General features: G+C 64.1%; 21 protein-coding genes. 14 read left to right on the forward strand and 7 right to left on the reverse strand.

Going from position 1 to position 22,558, the window contains the following annotated elements:
• Positions 1 to 29 precede the first annotated feature (29 nt).
• The 3 genes from OWC48_RS22350 (at position 30) to OWC48_RS22360 (ending at position 1,857) form a co-directional block, all read left to right on the forward strand.
• Positions 30 to 1,142, forward strand: a complete 1,113-nt coding sequence (locus OWC48_RS22350) for an amidohydrolase family protein (RefSeq protein ID WP_282521891.1) — start codon at positions 30 to 32, stop codon at positions 1,140 to 1,142.
• 21 nt (positions 1,143 to 1,163) lie between these two features.
• A complete protein-coding gene (locus tag OWC48_RS22355; protein WP_282521892.1) occupies positions 1,164 to 1,577 on the forward strand; it encodes a Rieske (2Fe-2S) protein in 414 nt (137 codons plus the stop codon).
• A 73-nt stretch (positions 1,578 to 1,650) separates the two neighbouring features.
• Entirely contained in the window at positions 1,651 to 1,857 is a 207-nt protein-coding gene (locus OWC48_RS22360) for a hypothetical protein (RefSeq protein ID WP_014491844.1), read from the forward strand.
• A gap of 164 nt (positions 1,858 to 2,021) precedes the next feature.
• On the opposite strand, the gene OWC48_RS22365 is transcribed toward OWC48_RS22360, so the two are convergent.
• Entirely contained in the window at positions 2,022 to 2,867 is an 846-nt protein-coding gene (locus tag OWC48_RS22365) for an SDR family NAD(P)-dependent oxidoreductase (RefSeq protein WP_282521893.1), read from the reverse strand.
• 184 nt (positions 2,868 to 3,051) lie between these two features.
• On the opposite strand from OWC48_RS22365, the gene OWC48_RS22370 reads away from it, so the two are divergent.
• The 3 genes from OWC48_RS22370 (at position 3,052) to OWC48_RS22380 (ending at position 6,530) form a co-directional block, all read left to right on the forward strand.
• Positions 3,052 to 4,548, forward strand: coding sequence for an aldehyde dehydrogenase family protein (locus OWC48_RS22370; protein ID WP_282521894.1), 1,497 nt, complete (start codon positions 3,052 to 3,054; stop codon positions 4,546 to 4,548).
• A 121-nt stretch (positions 4,549 to 4,669) separates the two neighbouring features.
• On the forward strand, positions 4,670 to 5,797 hold the full coding sequence (locus OWC48_RS22375; RefSeq protein ID WP_282521895.1) for an alkene reductase: 1,128 nt from the start codon (positions 4,670 to 4,672) through the stop codon (positions 5,795 to 5,797).
• 226 nt (positions 5,798 to 6,023) lie between these two features.
• A complete protein-coding gene (locus tag OWC48_RS22380; protein WP_282521896.1) occupies positions 6,024 to 6,530 on the forward strand; it encodes a GFA family protein in 507 nt (168 codons plus the stop codon).
• Here the strand turns inward: OWC48_RS22380 and OWC48_RS22385 are convergent.
• A complete protein-coding gene (locus tag OWC48_RS22385) occupies positions 6,484 to 6,915 on the reverse strand; it encodes a TfoX/Sxy family protein (RefSeq protein WP_282521897.1) in 432 nt (143 codons plus the stop codon). The genes OWC48_RS22380 and OWC48_RS22385 overlap by 47 nt on opposite strands.
• Before the next feature lie 151 nt (positions 6,916 to 7,066).
• Between OWC48_RS22385 and OWC48_RS22390 the strand changes: the two genes are divergently transcribed.
• Positions 7,067 to 8,728, forward strand: a complete 1,662-nt coding sequence (locus tag OWC48_RS22390; RefSeq protein WP_282521898.1) for a thiamine pyrophosphate-binding protein — start codon at positions 7,067 to 7,069, stop codon at positions 8,726 to 8,728.
• Between the two features lie 157 nt (positions 8,729 to 8,885).
• Here the strand turns inward: OWC48_RS22390 and OWC48_RS22395 are convergent, their stop codons facing one another.
• Entirely contained in the window at positions 8,886 to 10,265 is a 1,380-nt protein-coding gene (locus tag OWC48_RS22395; protein ID WP_282521899.1) for an LLM class flavin-dependent oxidoreductase, read from the reverse strand.
• A gap of 296 nt (positions 10,266 to 10,561) precedes the next feature.
• Here OWC48_RS22395 and OWC48_RS22400 point away from each other — a divergent pair, with 296 nt between their 5' ends.
• From OWC48_RS22400 to OWC48_RS22425, 6 genes are all read left to right on the forward strand, one after another.
• Positions 10,562 to 11,947: a M20 family metallopeptidase gene (locus OWC48_RS22400; RefSeq protein ID WP_282521900.1), complete on the forward strand. Its 1,386-nt coding sequence runs from the start codon at positions 10,562 to 10,564 to the stop codon at positions 11,945 to 11,947.
• Positions 11,948 to 12,046: 99 nt separating this feature from the next.
• Positions 12,047 to 12,958: an amino acid ABC transporter substrate-binding protein gene (locus OWC48_RS22405; RefSeq protein ID WP_282521901.1), complete on the forward strand. Its 912-nt coding sequence runs from the start codon at positions 12,047 to 12,049 to the stop codon at positions 12,956 to 12,958.
• A gap of 244 nt (positions 12,959 to 13,202) precedes the next feature.
• Positions 13,203 to 13,934 (forward strand): amino acid ABC transporter permease, encoded by a 732-nt coding sequence (locus OWC48_RS22410; RefSeq protein WP_282521902.1) that lies wholly within the window; start codon positions 13,203 to 13,205, stop codon positions 13,932 to 13,934.
• A 4-nt stretch (positions 13,935 to 13,938) separates the two neighbouring features.
• Positions 13,939 to 14,631 carry an amino acid ABC transporter permease gene (locus OWC48_RS22415; protein WP_282521903.1) on the forward strand — a complete coding sequence of 231 codons (693 nt, stop codon included), beginning with the start codon at positions 13,939 to 13,941 and terminating at the stop codon, positions 14,629 to 14,631.
• A gap of 12 nt (positions 14,632 to 14,643) precedes the next feature.
• A complete protein-coding gene (locus tag OWC48_RS22420) occupies positions 14,644 to 15,375 on the forward strand; it encodes an amino acid ABC transporter ATP-binding protein (RefSeq protein WP_028147939.1) in 732 nt (243 codons plus the stop codon).
• 124 nt (positions 15,376 to 15,499) lie between these two features.
• On the forward strand, positions 15,500 to 16,360 hold the full coding sequence (locus tag OWC48_RS22425) for a D-amino-acid transaminase (protein ID WP_282521904.1): 861 nt from the start codon (positions 15,500 to 15,502) through the stop codon (positions 16,358 to 16,360).
• A 221-nt stretch (positions 16,361 to 16,581) separates the two neighbouring features.
• Here the strand turns inward: OWC48_RS22425 and OWC48_RS22430 are convergent, their stop codons facing one another.
• The 3 genes from OWC48_RS22430 to OWC48_RS22440 all read right to left on the reverse strand — a co-directional run bounded on the left by OWC48_RS22430 (position 16,582) and on the right by OWC48_RS22440 (position 19,968).
• On the reverse strand, positions 16,582 to 17,043 hold the full coding sequence (locus tag OWC48_RS22430; RefSeq protein ID WP_007615070.1) for a carboxymuconolactone decarboxylase family protein: 462 nt from the start codon (positions 17,041 to 17,043) through the stop codon (positions 16,582 to 16,584).
• 40 nt (positions 17,044 to 17,083) lie between these two features.
• Entirely contained in the window at positions 17,084 to 18,700 is a 1,617-nt protein-coding gene (locus OWC48_RS22435) for an MDR family MFS transporter (RefSeq protein WP_282521905.1), read from the reverse strand.
• 116 nt (positions 18,701 to 18,816) lie between these two features.
• Positions 18,817 to 19,968 carry an HlyD family secretion protein gene (locus OWC48_RS22440; RefSeq protein WP_282521906.1) on the reverse strand — a complete coding sequence of 384 codons (1,152 nt, stop codon included), beginning with the start codon at positions 19,966 to 19,968 and terminating at the stop codon, positions 18,817 to 18,819.
• Positions 19,969 to 20,109: 141 nt separating this feature from the next.
• Between OWC48_RS22440 and OWC48_RS22445 the strand changes: the two genes are divergently transcribed.
• Positions 20,110 to 21,021, forward strand: a complete 912-nt coding sequence (locus OWC48_RS22445) for a LysR family transcriptional regulator (RefSeq protein WP_282521907.1) — start codon at positions 20,110 to 20,112, stop codon at positions 21,019 to 21,021.
• 114 nt (positions 21,022 to 21,135) lie between these two features.
• On the opposite strand, the gene iaaH is transcribed toward OWC48_RS22445, so the two are convergent.
• Positions 21,136 to 22,554 (reverse strand): indoleacetamide hydrolase, encoded by a 1,419-nt coding sequence (iaaH, locus tag OWC48_RS22450; RefSeq protein ID WP_282521908.1) that lies wholly within the window; start codon positions 22,552 to 22,554, stop codon positions 21,136 to 21,138.
• Positions 22,555 to 22,558 lie beyond the last annotated feature (4 nt).

Consider the following 22,558-nt stretch of genomic DNA (forward strand, 5'->3'; position numbering starts at 1 on the left):
ATGCGCAAACAAAAAGTTTGGAGGATCGCATGAGTGACGTCATCGACCGCCCGCTGCTCGACGAAGAAAAGCCCGCCACCTCGCGGTTGCGCATCGTCGATTGCGACGTGCATCCGAGCCTGCGCTCGACCGACGATCTCAACGAGTTCCTGCCGAAACGCTGGCAGCAGCATCTGAAGGAATATGGCAGCCATCTGCGCACGCCGTATCTCTTCACCACGCCCTATCCGCGATCCTCGCCACTGATCGCGCGGCGCGATGCGTGGCCGCCGACCGGCGGGCCGCCCGGCTCCGATCTGGCCTTCATGCAGAAGCAGCATCTCGATCCGCTCGATGTCGAGTTCGGGATTCTGCAGGTGCTTGATCTCTTCATCTTCTCGCAACAGAACCTGGAATTCGGCGCCGCGATCCAGCGCGCCATCAATGACTGGCAGCTGGCGTTCTGGTCGCATCGTGATCCGCGCCTGAAGGCTTCGATCCTGGTCGGGCAGGATGGCGTGGATCTCGCCATCGCCGAGATCGAGCGCTGCGCCAAAATCGGCGAATACATCCAGATCAATGTTTCTCCGCGCGCCAACGAGCCGCTCGGCCGCCGCCGTTACTGGCCGATCTACGAGCGTGCGCAAGAGTTGGACCTGCCGCTCGGCATCCATGTCGGCGGCTATGGCGGGCATCCGCCGACCGGCGGCGGCTGGCCGTCCTATTATGTCGAGGAGCACCAGTCCAACGCGCACACCATCGCGGCGCAGCTTGCGAGCCTCGTCATCGAGGGCGTGCCTGAGCGGTTTCCCAAGCTGAAGATCGTCTTCATCGAGGGCGGGTTCGGCTGGATCCCGTCGGCGGTGTGGCGGATGGACCAGCATTTCGAGCGCTTCCGCAGCGAGGTGCCGCATCTCAGGCGCAAGCCGTCCGAATATGTCCGCGAGCATTTCTGGTTCACGACGCAGCCGATCGACGAGCCCGACGAGGCGCGGCATCTGCGTTCGCTGATCGAATGGGTCGGCATCGACAGGCTGCTGTTCTCGTCGGACTATCCGCACTGGGATTTCGACGATCCGCGCTTCGCCTTCAAGACGCCGCTGACGGAGGCCGAGCGGAAGAAGATCTTCAGCACCAATGCCCGCGCGGTCTACAAGTTCTGAGCAAAGAGGTTCTGAAAGGATATGGCCCGTCACATCGTCGCGCGCACCTCGGAGATCCCGCCCGGCGGTAACAAGGTCGTCGATATCGCGGGCCGCGACATCGTCGTGTTCCACGTCAATGGCGAGTTCTTCGCACTGCTGAACCGATGCCCGCATGAGGGCGCGCCGCTGGAGAAGGCGGCATGCGTGGCGCGGCTGACCTCGCCCGAGCCCGGCGTCTATGAGCGTTCGCGCGTCGGCGAGATGCTGCGCTGTCCCTGGCACGGCTGGGAATTCGACATGCGCAACGGCCAATCCTGGTTCGATCCGAAACGGGTCAAGATCCGGTCCTATCCGGTCGCGGTGGAGCGTGGCGAAGAGTTGCAGAAGGGCCCGTACGTCGCCGAGACGTTTCCGGTGCATGTCGAAGACAGCTATGTGATTGTCGAGGTCTGAGCCGGCATTGCCGATTGAGATTCCAACGCAGGTGCGTTATGGCTCTCGCGCTTTCCAGAGGCGGAGATGAGCTTTGTCGAAACAATCCCTGCGTGAGGAGGCCGAGCGCCTGATCCGCGAATCGATGGAAAAGAAGACCATCGTCGTCAAGCAGGGCTCGACCCGCATCGAGGCCGTCTGCGGCAAGTGCGGCGCGCCGAACCGGGTGCAGGCGGAAAAGGGCCAGAGCCGGGTCAAATTCGCGTGCAAGAATTGCGGGCACCAGCAAGAAACGCTGTAGGGCGTTTGCGCGGTATTGCCGCGCCGCGAGTGCTCTTGCTCCTCATCCCGAGGAGCCCGCTGAAAGCGGGCGTCTCGAAGGATCGAGGCCCGAGCCGCCTCAGCCGGGCCTGCATGGTTCAAGACGCGCGCAAGGGCGCGCTCCTCACCATGAGGGTCTGATAGTTACTCCCCGTCCACAAATCTCTTGAACGCATCCGCATAGTCCGCATGCCAACGTGACAGCGGCGGGCGGTTCTCGACGATGTCTCCCGCCGCCCACAGCATCCGCTTCTCGTCGAGCGCGCGCGGCACGTCGTTGTCCGGGCAGAGGATATAGAAGTCGTCGGCCTCCAGCCGCGCCAGCATGAAATCCACGGTCTGCTCAGCCGTCCAGGCTCCGGCCGGCTTCTCGGTGCGGCCCCTTGCGGTGAGGCCGGTGAAGACGAAGCCGGGAATCAGCAGATGCGCGGTGATGCGGCAGTCCTTCGTGTTGCGCAGCTCGTGCTGCAGCGCTTCCGTAAAAGCCTTCACGCCGGCCTTGGAGACGTTGTAGGCGGGATCGCCGGGCGGCGTGGTGATGCCCTGCTTCGACCCGGTGTTGATGATGAGGCCGCGCCTGCCGCGCGCGATCATGTTGGCTGCGAAGATGCGCGAGCCGTTGATGATGCCCCACATGTTGACGCCGATGATGCGCTGCCAGTTGTCGGGCTCGCCGAACAGCGTGCTGCCCGGCTGGATGCCGGCATTGTTCATGAGGATGTCGGTACCGCCGAAGCGCTCGCGCACGCCCCGTTCGAGTTCCGTCACGCTCTCGGCCTTGCTGACATCGGCGGCGAACGTCATCACATGTGTGGCAGGCGTGACGGATGACAGCTTTGTTGCGGCTTCCGCGAGCCGCGCCTGGTCCACATCTGCGATGCACACCTTCATGCCGGCGCGCGCGAAGGCCAGCGCGGCTGCCAATCCGATACCGGATGCGCCGCCCGTGATCACGGCGACATTGTCTTTGACGATGGCGGAATGTGGCATGGCTGGTCTCCGGGGGAAGGGCACGGTCGAGCTATAACATGGCGCTCGCGCGACCCTGCACAAGTCGGCATGGGAGGTCTTCGTTCTACGCCGCCTTTACGCCTCTCCGCCACCGCTGTATCCTCGTCGACTTAACGATCCCGCCCAGATCGAACCAATCAATCATTTGACAGGGAGTGCAGCCATGGCTGTGTCGCAGGCTATTCCGATCACGCGCCATCCGTTCGCCAACGGGTCCTACAAGCAGATGCTGATCGACGGGAAGTGGGTCGATGCTGCCTCAGGCAAGCGCTTCGAGACCCACAACCCCGCCACCGGCGAATTGCTGGCGACGGTCGCCGAGGGCGACAAGGAAGACATCGACCGTGCCGTCGCCGCCGCTCGCCGTGCCTTCGAAGGCCCCTGGAGCAAAGTAAAACCGTTCGAGCGGCAGAACCTGCTGCTCAAGCTCGCCGACCTCGTCGAGAAGAATTTCGACGAATTATCGCAGCTCGACACGCTCGACATGGGCGCGCCGCTCAGCCGCACCCGCGCCTATCGCCTGCGCGCCGTCGGCATGCTGCGCTATTACGCCGGCCAGACCACCGCAATCCACGGCGAGACCATCGAGAACTCGCTGCCCGGCGAAATCTTCTCCTACACGCTGAAGGAGCCAATCGGCGTCGTCGGCGCCATCATTCCCTGGAACGGCCCGCTCACCGCAACGATCTGGAAGATCGGCCCGGCGATCGCGACCGGCTGCACCGTGGTGCTGAAGCCTGCAGAAGAGGCGCCGCTCACCTCGCTGCGCATCGCCGAGCTGGCGATGGAAGCCGGCATTCCGCCCGGCGTCATCAACGTCGTGCCCGGCTATGGCGAGACCGCGGGCGCTGCTCTCGCCTCGCACCATGACGTCGACAAGGTCGCCTTCACCGGCTCGCACGTCACGGGCCAGTCGATCATCCGCGCCTCCGCCAGCAATCTCAAGCGCGTCTCGCTCGAGCTCGGCGGCAAGTCGCCGGACATCGTGTTCGCCGATGCCGATCTCGATGCCGCAGTCCCCGGCGCCGCGATGGCGGTGTTCGCCAACTCAGGCCAAATCTGCAGCGCCGGCACGCGCCTGTTCGTCGAACAGTCGGTCTACGAAGAGTTCGTCGGCCGCGTCGCCGAGTTCGGCAAGAAGCTGCAGGTCGGCAACGGCCTCGATCCCAATGTGCAGATCGGCCCGCTCGTTTCCGAGGAGCAACTCAAGCGCGTCACCGGCTATCTCGACATCGGTCAGAAGGAAGGCGCGCGTGCGCTTGCCGGCGGTGGCCGCGTCACCGAAGGCGCACTATCAAAGGGCTTCTTCGTCTCGCCGACGGTGTTTGCGGGTGTCCAGGACAACATGCGCATCGCGCAGGAGGAGATTTTTGGTCCCGTCATCTCCGCGATCGCGTTCAAGGACATGGACGAACTGGTCAAGCGCGCCAACAACACCACGTTCGGCCTCGGCTCGGGTCTGTGGACGCGCGACGTCAGCAAGGCCCATGCGGTCGCGAAGAGCCTGCGCGCCGGCTCGGTGTGGGTGAACTGCTACCAGGCGATGGACCCGGCCGTGCCCTTCGGCGGCTACAAGATGAGCGGCTACGGCCGCGAGTCCGGCAAGCAGCACGTCGAGGAATATCTCAACGTGAAGGCCGTCTGGATCAAGACGGCGTAACGTTTATTCCCCTTCCGCTCGTTGCGGGAGATGAATATTTCCTTTTGCAGGGGCGGCTCCTTTTCCGGCGGCCGCCCCTCTTTATATGACCGCCATCCTTCCATAGCCAATTGGGTCCAGCATGAAATTCCCGGCGTTGTTTCAACCCTTGCAGGTCGGTCCGTACAAGCTCGCGCACCGCGTTGCGTTGGCGCCGCTGACGCGCATGCGAGCCGAGCGTGAGAGCTTTTCGCAGCGTCAGCTCAATGCCGACTATTACGGTCAGCGCGCCACACAAGGCGGCTTGATCATCGCTGAAGCGTCCCCCGTGCTCTCCCATGGCCGCGGTAACCCCGCGACGCCCGGCATCTATTCGGAGGCGCAGATCGCCGGCTGGCGCAAGGTGACGGATGCCGTGCACGCCAAGGGCGGCATCATCTTCCTCCAGCTCTGGCATGTCGGCCGCGTCTCGCATTCCTCCTTCCACGGCGGTGAGCTGCCGGTCTCGGCTTCGGCGATTGCGATCAAGGCCGAAGGCATGAAGGCGATGACCGCCGACGGCAAGATTTCTGACTACGAGACCCCGCGCGCGCTGGAGACCGACGAGGTCAAGGGCATCGTCGAGGCCTTCCGGCAGGGTGCCAAGAACGCGCTCGCCGCCGGCTTCGACGGTGTCGAGATCCACGGCGCCAACGGCTATCTGCTCGAGCAGTTCCTGCAGTCGCGCAGCAACCAGCGCACCGATCAATATGGCGGCGGAATCGAGAACCGCGCGCGGCTTCTGCTCGAAGTCACGCAGGCGGCCATCGACGTCTGGGGCGCGAACCGCGTCGGCGTGCGGCTGTCGCCCCACGGCATCGCCAATGATTCCGGCGAGCCCGATCCGATGCCGCTTTACTCGCACGTCGTGAAGGCGATCGACAAGCTCGACCTTGCCTATCTTCACTTCATCGAGCCGCGCTCCAGCGGCGCCGGCCGTGCCGACGTCCACTGGGAGAACGTGCCCTCCGCAATGGTGCTGTTCCACCCGCTCTACAGCGGCGTGCTGATGACCGCCGGCGGGTTCACCGGCGAGACCGCGAATGCGGCAATTGCCGACGGCCACGCCGACATCATCGCCTTCGGCCGCATCTTCATCTCCAACCCCGATTTGCCGCGCCGCCTTCGGCACGACTATCCGATCACGCCGTATAACCGCGCGACGTTCTACGGCGGCGAGGAGAAGGGGTATACGGATTACCCGGTGTATGACGAGCTCGCGACGGCGTAGAGACCTTCGTAGCCCGGATGGAGCGCAGCGAAACCCGGGTTTCTCGCCTCGCCGATAGACTTCCCCGGATTGCGCTTCGCTCCATCCGGGCTACAGGTCTATATTCGTAGCTCCGACGAGCCCACAAACTCCGTCATCGCGAGCGCAGCGAAGCAATCCAGAGTCTTTCTGCAGAGGCAGTCTGGATTGCTTCGCTGCGCTCGCAAGGACGACGGAAGGACCTACCATGGCCAAAGCCGCAGTCGCCGCAGGAACCGCCACCGGCCAATGCCTCTGCGGCAAGGTCACCTTCGAGATCGACGTCCCCGCGCGTTGGGCCTGGCATGATCATTCGGCCAGTAGCCGCCGCGCCCACGGCGCGGCCTATGCCACCTATGTCGGAAGCTGGAAGAAGCGCTTTCGCATCGTCTCGGGGAAAGCCGCGCTGGCCCGCTACGAGGACAAGGCGACCAAGACCGCGCGCAGCTTCTGCTCACATTGCGGGACGCCGGTCGCCTATGAGCGTCCGCGTGGGCCGCACATGGTCAACATCCCCCGCGCGCTGTTCAACGAGCGCACCGGCCGCCAGCCGCTCTATCATATCGCGATCGAGGAGCTTCAGGAATGGGCCTATACCGGCGAGCCGCTGGTGCCGCTGAAGGGCTTACCCGGTGTGGTCTGGCAGCGCTCGAAAAAGAAGAAGCGCACTAGCGGCGAAGACCCTTTCGAACTCGGCCGCGAGGAGGTGCTTTAGCCTTGGCGGCGACCTTGGTCTTCGCCGCAACGGCCTTCCGCGGCGCCGCTTTGCGTCCCGCGGCATTCGCCGCCACGAAGTCGAGCCCGCGCTCGACCCATTTTTTCAGATCGGCATCGCTCTGATAGCCGTCCGGCGCGACGCGCACGAAGCCGGTCATGATGCGCCCGCGCATTTCCATCGGGCTGGCGTGCGGCTCCTGCAGCATGCGTGCATGCGCTTCCGGGCCGACGCGGATCAGCATGCCGCCGCGCCCGCTGACGGTGCAGCACATGGTGTTGTTCACCATGAAGCAGAGGCCGCCCATCATCTTCTTTTCCGCGACGTCTCGCTGACCCGCCAGTAATTTGCGCACCCGCGCCGCGGTGTTCTCGTCATAGGCCATCGCGTCTCCCCATGCAGGCTTACGCCCAAGCATGTTCCCAGCTTGCCCGCGCCGACGCAAGTCTGCCATGACGGCGCTTCCTTGCGTGCCTCGGCCAAGTTCGGCCATCATGCCTCACCTTGCGGCAATACCCGCGGGGCCTGGAGGAAACATGAAGAACAAGATCACCGGCCGCTCCGCTTTTCTCGCGCTGCTCAAGGACGAGGGCGTTACCCATCTGTTCGGCAATCCCGGCACCACCGAGCTGCCGATCATGCATGCGCTGAAGGACCATCCTGATCTCACCTATGTGATGGCAATGCAGGAGAGCCTGGTGGTCGCGATCGCGGATGGCTACAGCCGCGCCTCCGGCAAGCTCGTCGCTTGCAACGTCCATGTCGCGCCGGGGCTCGGCAACGCGATGGGCTCGCTCTACAACGCCCAGTTCACGGGCACGCCGATGATCCTGACCGCCGGCCAGCAGGAGCAGGGCCACGGCCTGATGGAGCCGGTGCTTTATGGCCCGCTGGTGCGGATGGCCGAGCCGCTGGTGAAATGGGCGGTCGAGGTGACGCGGCTGGAAGATCTGCCGCGCATCGTCCGCCGCGCCGCCAAGGTCGCGATGACGCCGCCGACCGGGCCGGTGTTCATCTCGCTGCCGGGCGACATCCTCAACAGCGAGGTCGGCATCGATCTCGGCCGCTCCACCCGGATCGACGCCCGCGTCAAGCCGTCGGACGAGGCGCTGAGGGCGTTTGCAGCGCGGCTGCTCAAGGCCGAACGTCCCGTCATCGTCACCATGGACGAGGTGGTCAAGAGCGATGCACTGAAGGAGGCCGCCGAACTCGCCGAGCTGCTTGGTGCGGCCGCCTATCAGTCCTCGACGCCCTATGGCTCTCATTTCCTCTCGGAAAGCCCGAGCTTCGTCGGCACGCTGGCGCGCGTGCAGAAGGTCGCGCGCGACACGCTTGCGCCGTATGACCTCCTGATCGCACTCGGCGGCGATCCGCTGCGGATGTCGGTCTATAGCGAGGTCGACGCGCTGCCTGACGGACTCGGCATCGTCCAGATCGGCCTCGTCGATTGGGAGATCGCCAAGAACTACGGGGCTGAAATTGCGCTGAAGGCGGATCTGAAGGAAACGCTGCGGGCGCTGATCCCGGTGCTGAAGGAGATGGGCGGCGCTACGCTGGCAAGCCGTGCAAAGCAGCGCCTCGCCGAGCTCGCGCCGAAGAACTGGACCGCGCGGCGTGCTGCGCTGGTCGAGCAGATCGGCAAGACTGCCGGCCGCAGCCCGATCGATCCGGACTTCCTGGTGCTGCAAATGGTCGAGGCCATGCCCGATCATGCGATCCTCGTCGACGAAGGGCTCACCTCGAGCCGCCAGATCACGGCGCTGCGTCCGCACCGCGACCGCTTCGGCTATCATGGGCTTGCGTCCGGCGGCATCGGCTGGGGCCTGCCGGCCTCCGTGGGCGCCAGCCTCGCCAATCCGGATCGCCCGGTGGTTTGCTTCTCCGGCGACGGCAGCGCGATGTATTCGATCCAATCGCTGTGGACGGCGGCGCATCACAAGCTGCCGCTCAACGTCGTCATTGCCAACAATGGCGGCTACCGCATCATCAAGCAGCGCCTGCTCGCCTTCCATGGCGACGACAATTACGTCGGCATGGATTTTGTCGATCCGCCGGTGGATTTTGCAGGGATCGCGAAGGCGCTCGGCTGCGAGGCGATCAAGGTGAGTGATCCCCGCGAGCTGAAGGCGACACTGGCGTCGGCGTTCAACCGCCCCGGAACGAAGCTGATCGAGGTGATGGTGGATGGGAAGGTGTAGGGGGCGCCATCGCACTGGCACTCGCCGCGTTCTCAGCTGTCATCGCCCGACTTGATCGGGCGATCCAGTATTCCAGAGACGGCTGTGATTCCTCGATAGGCCGCGGCGTACTGGATGCCCCGGTCAAGCCGGGGCATGACAGCGTACCTAGCGGCTTCTACCCCTTCTTCCCCACCCGATATCCTGCCGCCGGATGCGGCGCACCGAGCCTTGCGCGGCCGTCGCCGAACAGCTTCTCCCGCAGGGTCCCTTTCGCATATTCCGGCTTGTAGCGTCCGCGCTTGGTCAGCTCCGGCACCAGCATGTCGGCGATATCATCGAAATCGCCGGGCGAGATCGCAAACGCGACGTTGAGGCCGTCGACGTCAGTCTTCTCGAACCAATCCTCGATCTTATCTGCGACGCTCTCCGGCGTGCCGACCACGACCGGGCCGGCGCCACCGATGCCGACATGCTCGATGACGTCGCGGACGGTCCAGACGCGGTCGGGGTCGCCGCGGGTGACGTTGTCGAGTGCACTGCGGCCGGCATCGTTCTGGACGTGACGCACCTGCTGGTCGAGCTCGTAGCCGGAGAAGTCGATGCCGGTCCATCCCGACATCAGGGCCAGCGCGCCTTCCGCACTGATATGCGACCGGTAGTCGGCATATTTCGCCGCCGCTTCGGCTTCCGTATTGCCGAGGATGATCGTCATCATGTTGAACATCAGGATCTCCGCCGGGTTGCGGCCGAGCGCGGCGGCTTCCTGGCGGATCGCGGAGACGCGCGGCCCGATGATCTTGGCCGACGGTCCCGACATGAACACGCATTCGGCGTGCTTCGCCGCGAACTGCCGACCGCGCGGCGAGGTGCCGGCCTGGTACAGCACGGGCGTCCGCTGCGGCGACGGCTCGCTGAGATGGATGGTGTTGTTGATGCGGTAATTCGCGCCCTCATGATTGACGCGATGAACCTTTGTGGGATCGGTGAAGATGCCGCGCGCCCGGTCGCGCAGCACGGCGTCGTCCTCCCAGCTGCCTTCCCAGAGCTTGTAGACCACCTCCATATATTCGTCGGCGATATCGTAGCGGTCGTCGTGCCCGGTCTGCTTGTCCTTGCCGGCGCCGCGTGCGGCGCTGTCGAGATAGCCGGTGACGACGTTCCAGCCGATCCGTCCCTCGGTGAGATGGTCGAGCGTCGACATCCGCCGCGCGAACGGGTAGGGCGGCTCAAAGGACAGATTGCTGGTGACGCCGAAGCCGAGATTTTTCGTCACCGCCGCCATCGCCGAGAGCAGCAGCAGCGGCTCGTTCGACGGCGTCTGCGCTGCATTGCGCAAGGCCGCGTCAGGGCTGCTGCCATAGACGTCATAGACCCCGAGCACGTCGGCCAGGAACAACCCGTCGAAACGCCCGCGTTCCAGCGTCCTGGCGAGATCGATCCAGTAGGGCAGGCGGTTATATTCGGCGGTGCGATCGCGCGGATGGGTCCACAGCCCGGGTGATTGATGCGCGACGCAATTCATCGCAAAGGCGTTGAGCCTGATCTGCTTGGCCATGATGATCCCCCGGCGCCCTGTACCGAGCGCTCTTCGAATGATAAACGTGCGCCCCAACTTGGCGAAGTTCTTGCATATAATTGGCCCTTGGCAAGGGCCAAGAATAGAAAGGCTTGCGCTTGGCAAGGCCAAAATCAGCGGCGCTCCCGCTCTTGGCAAGCCAATCTCAAGAGAGCAAGAACGAAATCGCAAGAGAACTACAAGAGAACTCCAAGAACTGTCCAAGTCCCCGCCACTTTCGAAGGGCTACCTGTCTCGGGTATGGTCCTTCGTCCCAACGCCCCGAAAAACCAGCCATGACCAGAGCCGACGCCATCGCCCGCGCCCGTGACGATTTCAAATCCGGTGCGTTCCTCACCGAGCTCGACCGCCGCGTGGCCTTCAAGACCGAAAGCCAGAACCCGTCGCGCGGCGCCGAGCTGCGCGGCTACCTGGAACAGGAGATGATGCCCTCCTTTGCCGCGCTCGACTTTACCAGCCGCATCGTCGAATCCCCGAGCGGCAAGGCGCCGTTCCTGTTCGCCGAGCATCACGAGAGCGCGTCAGCGCCGACGGTGCTGATCTACGGCCATGGTGACGTCGTCGACGGCATGGAGGGGGAGTGGCGCGACGGCCGCGATCCATGGCGCACGACGGTTGCGGGCACGCGGCTCTACGGCCGTGGCACCGCCGACAACAAGGGCCAGCACAGCATCAACATGGCGGCACTCCGCGCGGTGCGCGAGGCCCGCGGCGGCAAGCTCGGCTTCAACGCAAAATTCATCGTCGAAATGGGCGAGGAAATCGGCTCGCCCGATCTCGGCAAGGTCTGCGACCTCAATCGCGATGCGCTCAAGGCCGATTTGTTCATGGCCTCCGACGGACCGCGCCTGTCGGCCGACCGGCCGACCTTGTTCCTGGGCTGCCGTGGCGGCATCCGCATTCATCTCGACGTCAATCTGCGCGATGGCGGCCATCATTCCGGCAATTGGGGCGGCGTGCTCGCCAACCCCGCGACCATTCTCGTCAACGCGATCTCGACGCTGGTCGACGGCCATGGCCGGCTTCAGCTCGACGCGCTGGAGCCGCCGCGGCTTACCAACCAGATCCGCAGCTATCTTGCCGACGTGCAGGTGGTGCCGACCGAGGACGAGCCGGCGCTCGCGGAGAACTGGGGCGAGGAAGGGCTGTCGGCCGCCGAGCGGCTCTATGCCTGGAACACGCTCGAAGTGCTGGCGATGTCGTCCGGCAATATCGAGAAGCCCGCGAATGCCATCCCCGGCCACGCCAATGCCGTGCTGCAACTGCGTTTCGTGGTCGGCACCAAGGTCGACGGCCTGATCGATGCCGTCCGCGCGCATCTGGTGCAAAAGGGCTTTCCGATGGTCGAGGTGCGGGCCGCCCAGAGCTTTGCGGCGTCGCGCACCGATTTCGACAGCCCCTGGATCACATGGGCGGCGGATTCGGTGAAGGAGACCACCGGGAAAGCGCCGGCCGTTTTGCCGAATTTCGGCGGCTCGCTGCCCAACGACGTGTTTTCCGAGATCCTGGGCCTGCCGACGATCTGGGTCCCGCACTCCTATCCCGGCTGCTCCCAGCATGCGCCCAATGAGCACATCCTGCTGCCATTGACCGAAGAGGCCTTGACGGTGATGGCCGGGCTGTTCTGGGATCTCGGGGAATTGCCCAAGCCATTAAGCTGAGCCATTAACCTGAGCCGCAATCCAGCCGAAAGTCACATTCTAATCCGGCCTGATTTGTGCTTGCATCCGGCCGCATCATCCTGAAAGGGGAACAAAAAAGTGAGACATTTCCGTAGCATCGGCCTCGCGCTCGCCGCGACCTTCGCCGTCAGCCAGGCCGGGGCCCAGGAGCTGACCGGCACGCTGAAGAACATCAAGGACACCGGCGCCATTACGCTCGGCTTCCGCGACTCCTCGATCCCGTTCTCCTATCTCGACGACAACCAGAAGCCGGTCGGGTTCGCGATGGATATCTGCTACAAGATCGTCGACGCCGTGAAGAAGGAGCTCAAGCTCGACAAGCTCGAGGTCAAGCTCAATCCGGTGACTTCGGCGACCCGTATTCCGCTGATGGCCAACGGCACGATCGACCTCGAATGCGGCTCGACCACCAACAATGTCGAGCGCCAGAAGCAGGTCGCCTTTACCAACACCCACTTCCTGACGGCGAGCCGTTACGTCTTCAAGAAGTCGAGCGGCCTGAAGTCGATTGACGACCTCAAGGGCAAGACGGTGGTCTCGACCGCCGGCACCACCAACATCAAGCAGCTCACCGAGGCCAACGTCGAGAAGAAGCTCGGCGCCAACATCATCCCGGCCAAGGACCACGCCGAAGCCTTCCTGATGGTCGAGACCGATCGCGCGGTCGCCTTCGTCATGGACGACATCCTGCTCGCGAGCCTGGTTGCCGGCTCGAAGGCGCCGGACGACTACGTCATCTCCAAGGACGCGTTCTCGAAGCCCGAGCCCTACGGCATCATGCTGCGCAAGGATGACGCCGCCTTCAAGAAGGTGGTCGATGCCGCGACCGCTGCGGTCTACACCTCCGGTGAGGGCCAGAAGATCTACGAAAAGTGGTTCACGCAGAAGATCCCGCCGAAGGGTCTGAACCTCAACACCCCGATCTCGGCCGAGCTGAAGAACGAGTTCGCAAAACCGTCGGACTCGCCGAACCCGGACGATTACAAGTAAGATGCTGTCTACCTCTCCCCGCGTGCGGGGAGAGGTCGGAATTCGCGCAAAGCGCGGATTCCGGGTGAGGGGGACTCTCCACGAGTCGAACTATCACCTCCCTTGCGGAGAGCCCCCCTCACCCCAACCCTCTCCCCGCAAGCGGGGCGAGGGAGCATATTCGGGCCATTCTGGAGGGAGAGTGGCCGGTCATTTGCATAGGCGCCTGCGACTTCCATGATTGGCGCGTTCGCGCGGGGGACACGTGAACTACCACTGGAACTGGGGAATTTTCTTCGAGCCGAACCCGATGGGGACCGGCACCTATCTCGACATGCTGTTGTCGGGTCTGGTGCTGACCCTGAAGACGGGCGTACTCGCCTGGATCATCGCGCTGATCTTCGGCTCGCTCGTCGGCGTCATGCGCACGCTGCCGTCCAAGGGCGCCTACTGGTTCGGCTTCTGCTGGGTCGAGTTCTTCCGCAACATGCCGCTGCTGGTGCAGCTGTTCCTGTGGTTCTTCGTGCTGCCGGAATTGCTGCCGAAGGCCGCCGGCCTCTGGCTGAAGCAACTGCCGAACGCGCCGTTCTGGACGGCTGCGATCGGCATCGGCTTCTTCATGTCGGCGCGCGTCGCCGTGCAATTGCAGGCCGGTATCGGCTCGCTGCCGCGCGGGCAGAAGATGGCGGCGACTGCGCTCGGGCTGACCACCGTGCAGGGCTATCGCTACGTGCTGCTGCCGATGGCGTTCCGCATCATCCTGCCGCCGCTGACCTCCGAGTTCCTGAACACCATCAAGAACACGGCCGTGGCCATCACCATCGGTTTGCTCGAACTCACCGGGCAGGCGCGCTCGATGCAGGAATTCTCGTTCCAGGTGTTCGAGGCCTTCACCGCCGCAACCCTCCTCTATCTCCTCGTCAACGCCGTCGTGGTGACCGCGATGCGCTTCCTCGAGCGCTGGGTCGCGATTCCCGGCTACATCACGGGGAAATAGCGCCATGTTCAGCAATTTCGATTTCGGCGTCATTATCCGCGCGTTGCCCTATCTGTTCTACGAGGGCATGACGTTTACGTTGACGCTGACGGCACTCGCCGCGCTTGGCGGCCTGATCTTCGGCACTGCACTCGCGCTGATGCGGCTCTCGGGCTTCAAGATCCTGGGCCGCATCGCCGGCATCTATGTCGACTTCATGCGCTCGCTGCCGCTGGTGCTGGTCATCTTCTGGTTCTATTTCCTGGTACCCTATATCGGGCAGTGGCTGACCGGCGCGTCGCGCCCGATCAGCGTCGGCGCGTTCGCATCCTCGCTCATCACGTTCATCATGTTCGAGGCCGCGTACTTCTCCGAGATCATGCGTGCCGGCATCCAGTCGATCTCGCGCGGACAGCCGGCCGCGGCCAGCGCGCTTGGGCTCAACTATGCGCAGACGATGCGCTACGTCGTGCTGCCGCAGGCGTTCCGCAACATGCTGCCGGTCCTGATCACGCAGACCATCGTGCTGTTCCAGGACACCTCGCTGGTCTACGTGCTGTCGATCACGGACTTCCTCGGCGCGGCCAGCAAGGTCGCGCAGCGCGACGGACGGCTGGTCGAAATGTATCTGTTTGCGGCCGTCGTCTACTTCACCATTTCCTGCATCGCGTCCTTCGGCGTTCGTCGCCTCCAGGCGCGCATCGCCATCCTTCGATAGAGCGCATCGGTCATGATCGAAATCAGCCACGTCAACAAATGGTACACCCCGACCTTCCAGGTGCTGACCGACTGCACCACCAGCGTGACCAAGGGCGAGGTCGTCGTGGTCTGCGGCCCCTCGGGCTCGGGCAAGTCGACGCTGATCAAATGCGTCAATGCGCTGGAGCCGTTCCAGGAGGGCGACATCAGCGTCGACGGCACTAAGATCAATGACCCCAAGACCAATCTGCCGAAACTGCGTTCGCGCGTCGGCATGGTGTTCCAGCATTTCGAGCTATTCCCGCACCTGAAGATCATCGACAATCTCTGCCTCGCGCAGCAGAAGGTGCTGGGACGGTCGTCCGACGCGGCTGTGGCGAAGGGCATGCAGCTCCTGGACCGCGTCGGCTTGAAGGAGCAGGCGCAGAAATTTCCGGCGCAGCTCTCCGGCGGCCAGCAGCAGCGCGTCGCGATCGCCCGCGCGCTTGCCATGGACCCGATCGTGATGCTGTTCGACGAGCCGACCTCGGCGCTCGACCCTGAGATGGTGAGCGAGGTGCTCGACGTCATGGTCGATCTCGCCCGCGAAGGCATGACCATGATGGTCGTCACCCACGAGATGGGCTTTGCCCGCAAGGTCGCCAACCGCGTCATCTTCATGGACCGCGGCGAGATCGTCGAGGACGCGGCGAAGGAGGACTTCTTCGGCAAGCCGCGCAGCGACCGCGCGCAGAAGTTCCTGTCGAAGATTCTCTCCCACTAACCTCCGCCGTCATTCCGGGACGCGCCTCTTGGCGCGGGCCCGGAATGACGGGTTGAGGGTTTCGTGACCCAAACAAATCCCGTATACGAACTGGCAAAATTCCACTCCCGCCAGGAGACCTGCCTTGGATCCGATCGCCTACGTCAACGGCTCATTCGTCCCGCTCTCGGACGCCAAAATCTCGGTGCTCGATCGCGGCTTCCTGTTCGCCGACGGCATCTACGAGGTCTCGGCCGTGCTCGACGGCAAGCTGATCGACAACGCTTCGCATCTGACGCGCTTGGAGCGCTCGGTCGGCGAGATCAAGCTGAAGCTGCCGGAGACGGTCGAGCGCATCACCGAGCTCCAGAAGGAGCTGATCGCGCGCAACAAGGTCGAGAACGGCCTCGTCTATCTCCAGGTCACGCGCGGCGCCGACAAGGGCCGCGACTTCGCCTTTCCCAAGGGCGACGTCAAGTCGAGCCTAGTGATGTTCACCTCCGAGAAGGACATCATCAACGCGGCCTCGGCCAAGACCGGCATCAACGTGATCACGGTGCCCGACATCCGCTGGGAGCGGCGCGACATCAAGAGCGTGGCGCTGCTCGCGCAGGTTCTGGCGAAGCAGGCCGCGGCCGAAGCCGGCGCCGGCGAGGCCTGGATGCTGGAAGACGGCTACGTCACCGAGGGCGGTTCGTCCTCGGCGTTCATCCTGACCAAGGACGACGTCATCGTGACCCGCAAGAACTCCAACGCGATCCTGCCGGGCTGCACCCGCAAGGCCGTGGTGGCGCTCGCCGAAGAGCGTCAGCTCCGCGTCGAGGAACGTTCCTTCACGGTCGCCGAGGCGCTCGCCGCCAAGGAAGCCTTCGCCACCTCGGCGTCGCTGTTCGTCCAGCCGGTGGTTGCGATCGACGGCAAGAAGGTCGCCGATGGCAAGCCCGGCCCGATTGCCACGCGGCTGCGGGAGATTTATATCGAGTTCGCGAAGGCGACGGCGGTTTAAGCCGACCACGCTGCGAGGGGCGCGGCACTGCATCACCAAGCTTAGGTGTCATCGCCCGGCTTGACCGGGCGATCCAGTACTCCGAGGCGGTCGTGGTTCAATCGATGGGCCCCGGCGTACTGGATGCCGCGCCCCCGTGCGCAATTGCGCACTAGGCGGGGCATGACAGTTGGATGTGTGGAGGCGGCATTGCGTCCATCACGCCGTCACGAACATCGCCCCTACGCCACGGACGCCTTCACCTTCACCGGATGCACCGCGCGGAACGCGATCGCGATTCGGTTCCAGGCATTGATGGCCCCGATCAACATCGTCAGGTTTACCGTCTCCGCGTCGGAGAATTGCGCGCGGACCTGCTCGTAGACGTCGTCCGGCGCGTGGGTCTCGGAGATCAGCGTCACTGATTCCGTCCAGGCCAGCGCGGCACGCTCGCGATCGGTATAGAGCGGGGATTCGCGCCAGGCGTTGAGCAGATAGATGCGCTGTTCGGTCTCGCCGCGCTTGCGGGCGTCCTCGGTGTGCATGTTGATGCAGAAGGCGCAGCCGTTGATCTGCGACGCCCGGATCTTGACGAGCTCGATCAGCGATTTCTCGAGTCCCGTGGACTGGATCTGCTCCTCCAGCGCCATCAGCGCCTTCATCGTGTCGGGGGCGGCCTGGTAGAAGTTCATGCGGGGTTTCATGGTCGTTCTCCTTTGCTTGAGTTAGTCTCTTGGGTTGATCTCAGTGCGCTCCACCGGCCGAGGTCTGGCCGGGTTTCTTCAGGAAGAATACGGCGACGAGCGCCACGATCAGTGCCATGCCGAGCAGATAGAAGGTGTCGCTGAAGGCGAAGATGTAAGCCTGCTTCTGCACGGTATGGCCAATCGCGACATAGGCGCGATGCGCGGCGTCGGCGCGGTCGAGCACGCCGTGATTGATGAAATACTGGGTGAGCTGCTCCAGCCGGGTCCGCGTCGCCTGCTCGAACACCGAGACCGACTGCATCAGCACGTTGGAGTGATATTGCTCGCGCTTGGTCAGCACGGTCTGAAGCAGCGCGATGCCGACGGCGCCGCCGAGATTGCGCATCATGTTGAACAGGCCTGAGGCCGAGCCTGCATTCTCCGCTTCGATGCCGGCAGTCGCCACAGCCGACAACGGGGCCATCACGAGCGCTTGGCCGATCGCACGGACGACATTGGGCCACAACAGCTGGTCCGCAGCGTAATCGTTGGTCATATAGATGTTCATGAAGTTGGAGCCTGCGAACAACACGAAGCCGACGCCGATGATGATCCGCGCGTCGAACTTCCGCATCAGGCGCGGCACCAGCGGGATCAGCAGGAGTTGCGGCAGTCCGGTCCAGGCCAGCACCATGCCGATCTGCTCGGCATTGTAGCCCTGGATGCGCGCCAGATATTGCGGCAGGATGAACACCGAGCCGTAGAGCGCGACACCGAGCAGGAAGTTCGCGAGCATGCCGAAGCCGAAATTACGGCGCACCAGCAGGCGCAAATTGAGCAGCGGCTTCTTCGCCGTCAGTTCGATGATCAGGAAGGCGGTCAGCGCGGTGGCCGCGATGACCGACAGCTTGACGATGAAGGGCGAGCCGAACCAGTCGTCCTTGTTGCCCTCTTCCAGCACGGTCTGAAGCGCCGACAGGCCGATCGCCATGGTGAAGATGCCGGCCCAGTCGCCCTCGCGCAGCAGCGCAAGCTTCATGGGCTTGGCGTCGAGCGCGTACCAGAGCATGCCGACCATGATCGCGCCGGGCACGAGGTTGACGTAGAAGATGTACTGCCAGCCGAAATTCTCGGTGAGATAGCCGCCGATGGTCGGGCCGATCGCCGGTGCGAACGTTGCCGACAGCGCGAACAGCGCAAGGCCGACCGGCTGCTTGGCGCGCGGCAACAGCGTGATGATGAGCGTGAAGGCCATCGGGATCAGCACGCCGCCGGTGAAACCCTGCACCGCGCGCAGCACGATCATTTGCGGCAGGTCCTGCGCCAGCGCGCAGGCCGCGGACAGAACCAGGAACAGGACCGCGTTGGTGAGCAGATAGATCCGGATCGAGAACACCTGCGCGAGCCAGCCGGACAGCGGGATCACCACGATCTCGGCGATCAGATAGGAGGTCGAGATCCAGCCGCCGTCGTCGATGCCGGCGCCGATCGCGCCCTGGATGTCGGCGAGCGAAGCGTTGACGATCTGGATGTTCAGCACCGCCATGAAGGCGCCGAGGGTCGCGCCGATCACCGCGATCCAGGTTTTTGCGGAAACCGCCGGCGTGGCGGGCGCGGCAGGGGCGGGAATGCCGGCAGCGGAGGCGGCGTCGGCGGTCGGTTGGAGCGTGCTCATGGAAGCCTCGTCTCGGTCACGGAGACAGGATGCATTAGGCGGTTGGTTTCGATAATCGAGGAAGCGTGGGAAGGATCGTCCGGCGGGACTTGATAATCCTGCTAGCCTTCCCGGCTTCAGCCGCCGTCCGGGCGGGAGGCGTTGTCGGCGAGCCGCTTGGCCGTCTCGCGCTCGGCCAGCACAGTCGCCTTGGTGTCGATGGTCGGCACCGCCGACATGCCGGGCCTGAGCAGGCCGGTCAGGCTGTGGTCGTCGAGCACGATCTTCACCGGCACGCGTTGCACGATCTTGGTGAAATTTCCGGTGGCGTTATCGGGCGGCAGCAGCGCGAATTCAAGTCCGCTGGCCGGCGACAGGCTGTCGACGTGACCGCGTAGCGTGCGATTGCGAAAACTGTCGACGTGCAGCTCGACCGGCTGGCCCGCACGCACATGCGTGAGCTGCGTCTCCTTGAAGTTCGCGACGACATAGACCGCATCGAGCGGCACCACCGCCATCAATTGCGTGCCAGCCTGCACATACTGGCCGACGCGTAATGAGCGTGCGCCGACCGTGCCGTCCACCGGCGCGGTGATCTCGGTATAGGACAGGTTCAGCTCTGCCTGCTGTGCGACCGCGCGCGCCCGTTCGAGCTGCGCTGTGGCCTGGGCGCGCTGGGTGGTGAGCACATCGACCTTCCGTTGCGCGGCCACCAGGCCTGACTTGGCGTGCTGCAATTGCGCGTTGCTGGCGCGTAGCGCGGCATCGGTCTGCTGCGCGCGCTGGATCGTGCCGGAGCCCGACTTCATCAGATCGTCGTAGCGGGCGCGCTCTTCTTGGGCGAATTTCAGATTGGCGTCGGCCGCGGCCACGTCGGCCGTGCTCTGCTCGATGATGGGCTGCTGCAGCTCGAGCTGGGCGTCGATGTTGCGCACCGAGGCTTCGCCGGCGGCGACATCGGCGCGGGCCTGGTCGAGTGCCGCCTTGAAGTCGCGGTCGTCGATCTTCGCCAGCGTCTGGCCCGCCTTGACCTTCTCGTTGTCGCCAACCAGCACCTTCGCGATGTAGCCGGAAACCTTGGGCGCGACGATGGTGGAATCCGCCTTCACATAGGCGTCGTCGGTGGATTCGAGGTAGCGGCCGGTGCTCAGGTAGTCGTAGCCGAAGTCGCCGGCCGCGGCGATTCCGAGGACCAGTGCCAGGCCGATGGCCGCCCGCTTGATCGCCTGCCGGGACGGGCGAAAGCTGATTTTCTGATTGATTTCAGTAACATAAGAAGTATTCGACATGGCATCCTCGGAATTCCCAACCGCCCCGGTCCGAACGGTGCGGTATTGATGCCAGCAAGATGCGCTGTCTTCCCGCTTGTGATAATCCCGGAAGAAATGGAAGCATTATCCAGCCATAGCGGATAATCCGGAGCCAGACCGATGGACCGCTTCACCAGTCTCACCGCCTTCGTCCGGGTGGTTGAAAATGGCGGCTTCTCCGCCGCCGCCCGCCGGCTCAACATGTCCACGACCATGGTGAGCAACCACGTCCAGGCGCTGGAGGACCGGCTCGGGGTTCGGCTCCTGAACCGCACCACGCGAAAAGTCAGTCTCACCGAAATCGGCAAGGCCTATTACGACCGCTCGACGCAGATCCTCGCCGATCTCGAACAGGCCGATGACATCGCCGGCGCGCTGCAATCGACGCCGCGCGGCACGCTGCGGGTCCATGCCGCCACCCACATGGTGCCCATGGTCGCGTCGGTCGTGGCCAAGCTCCTCTCCACCTATCCCGAGGTTAAGGTCGATCTGCGCATGGGCGAGGTTGATGTCGATCTGATCGAGGAGGGATACGACATAGCCTTGCGCATGATTGCATCGCCGGATTCGAGCCTGATCGTCCGCCGCCTCGCCACGTGGCGGCATGTGTTGTGCTGCTCGCACGACTATCTCGAAAGACATGGCCGGGTGCAGCAGCTCGCCGAGCTCACCGAGCACAATTGCGGCCGTCACCTGAACTATCCTTTTGGCGACGAGTGGCGCTTCCTCGATCGCAAGGGGACACCGGCATCAGTGCGTATTTCCGGCAGGCTCGTCACCAACAGTGGAGAAGCGTTGCGGAACATGGCGCTGGAGGGGGCCGGCATCTGCCTGATGGCCGGATTCCTGGTCAGCGACGATCTCGACGCCGGCCGGCTGGTGCGTCTCCTGCCCGAATATCGGCCGGTCGAGATGTCGATGAACGCGGTCTATCCGCACCGGCATCATCTGTCGGCGAAGGTCAGGACCTTCATCGACATGCTCGTGCATCACAGCGCCGAGCAGCAGAAGCTGATCAATCCGTATTCGTGAATTGGCGGCGGCAGAGCCGTAGGGTGGGCAAAGGCGCGTTAGCGCCGTGCCCACCATCTCTCCATGATTCGAAAAGAGGTGGGCACGCTTCGCTTTGCCCACCCTACGATTTCGTCAACGCGGCGGCGGCAATCGTCCAAACACGGCGTCAAGCGCCATGCCGATTGCAAGCAGGCGGCGATCGCTTCCGGCAGGGCCGTCCAGTTCGAGGCCGACAGGCATTTTGCTTGTCGCGCCAAGCGCGATCGGGATCTGGACGCCGGGAATGCCGGCATTGCTGCCGGAATCGGTGTTCTGGATGATCAGGCCGAAATTCTCGAGACTGCTGGACTCCGGGTTGGAGGCAATTGCAACCCGCGGCGTGGTCGGGAAGGCGACGGCGTCGAGCTTGTTGCTGGCAAACGTATTGCCGTAGAGCGCCTGAAGCGCGGGGCGCGCGGTCCTGATCGCGGCGTCATAGATCGGCCTCGCGTCGAACAGCGCGTTGTCGGGGCCGGGCAGTTTTCGCGGGATCACCATGCCATCATAGATGCCTTTCACGTCGGCGCTGGAGATCTTCTCTGCCAGCGCCTCGATGCTGAGGCCGGTCCCGGTGTGCTTGAGATAGACGACCATGTCGTCATAGGCCTCATACAGCGCGACGGGAAAGCTGGCCTGGCCGTTGAGCTCGGTGAGCTCAGGCATCTCGATCTCGACGACCGTGACACCCTGCGCCTTCATTTTTGCGATCGCCGCGTGGAACGCAGCTTCCGTATCGGCGTCGAGATTGGTCAGCATCGATCTCGCGATGCCGATCCGCACCTGCTTCAGATCAGCCGGCGCAATCGCGTCGCCGCCTGCGATCACGCGGTCGAGCAGCGCGACATCAGCCATCGTCGCGGCCATGGGCCCCGCGGTGTCGCGGGTGTGCGAGATCGGCGCAATACCCTCTTGCGGATAGCGCCCGACCGTCGGGCGCAACGCGGCGCATCCGTTCAGCGCGGCGGGAACCCGGACCGATCCGCCGGTGTCGGTGCCGAGCCCGCCCGCGACGATCCGCGCGCCGAGCGCGGCGCCTGTGCCGGACGAGGAGCCGCCGGCAATCAGCGTGCGGTCATAAGCGTTGCGCACGCCGAACTCCGCGCCGGTCTTGAACGCGGTGTTGTAGCCGGAGACGCCGAAGGCGAGCTCGTGCATGCTGGTCTTGCCGATGATGACGGCGCCTGCAGCTCGCAGCTTCGCGACTACGGGCGCGTCGGCCTTCGGAACGTAGTCCTTCAGTGCCGGTGTGCCGGCGCTACAGGGCAGTCCCACGACTTCGATGTTGTCCTTGATCACGATGGGCACGCCGCCGAGCGGTTTTGTCTTGTCGCCCGATGTGTCGAACGCAGCCGCGGCCTTCAGGGCGCCGACCACGTCCAGCGTGACGAAGGCATTGAGCTCGGCGTGGGCTTTGGCGCGGCTCAGTACTTCTGACGTGAGTGCGGTGCTCGTGACTTTTCCGGCGCGCAGGTCGGCGACGGCCTGACTCAGGGTCAACTGGTCGAAATCCATGATG

This window comes from Bradyrhizobium sp. Arg816 (genome assembly GCF_029989365.1).
GTDB lineage: Bacteria > Pseudomonadota > Alphaproteobacteria > Rhizobiales > Xanthobacteraceae > Bradyrhizobium.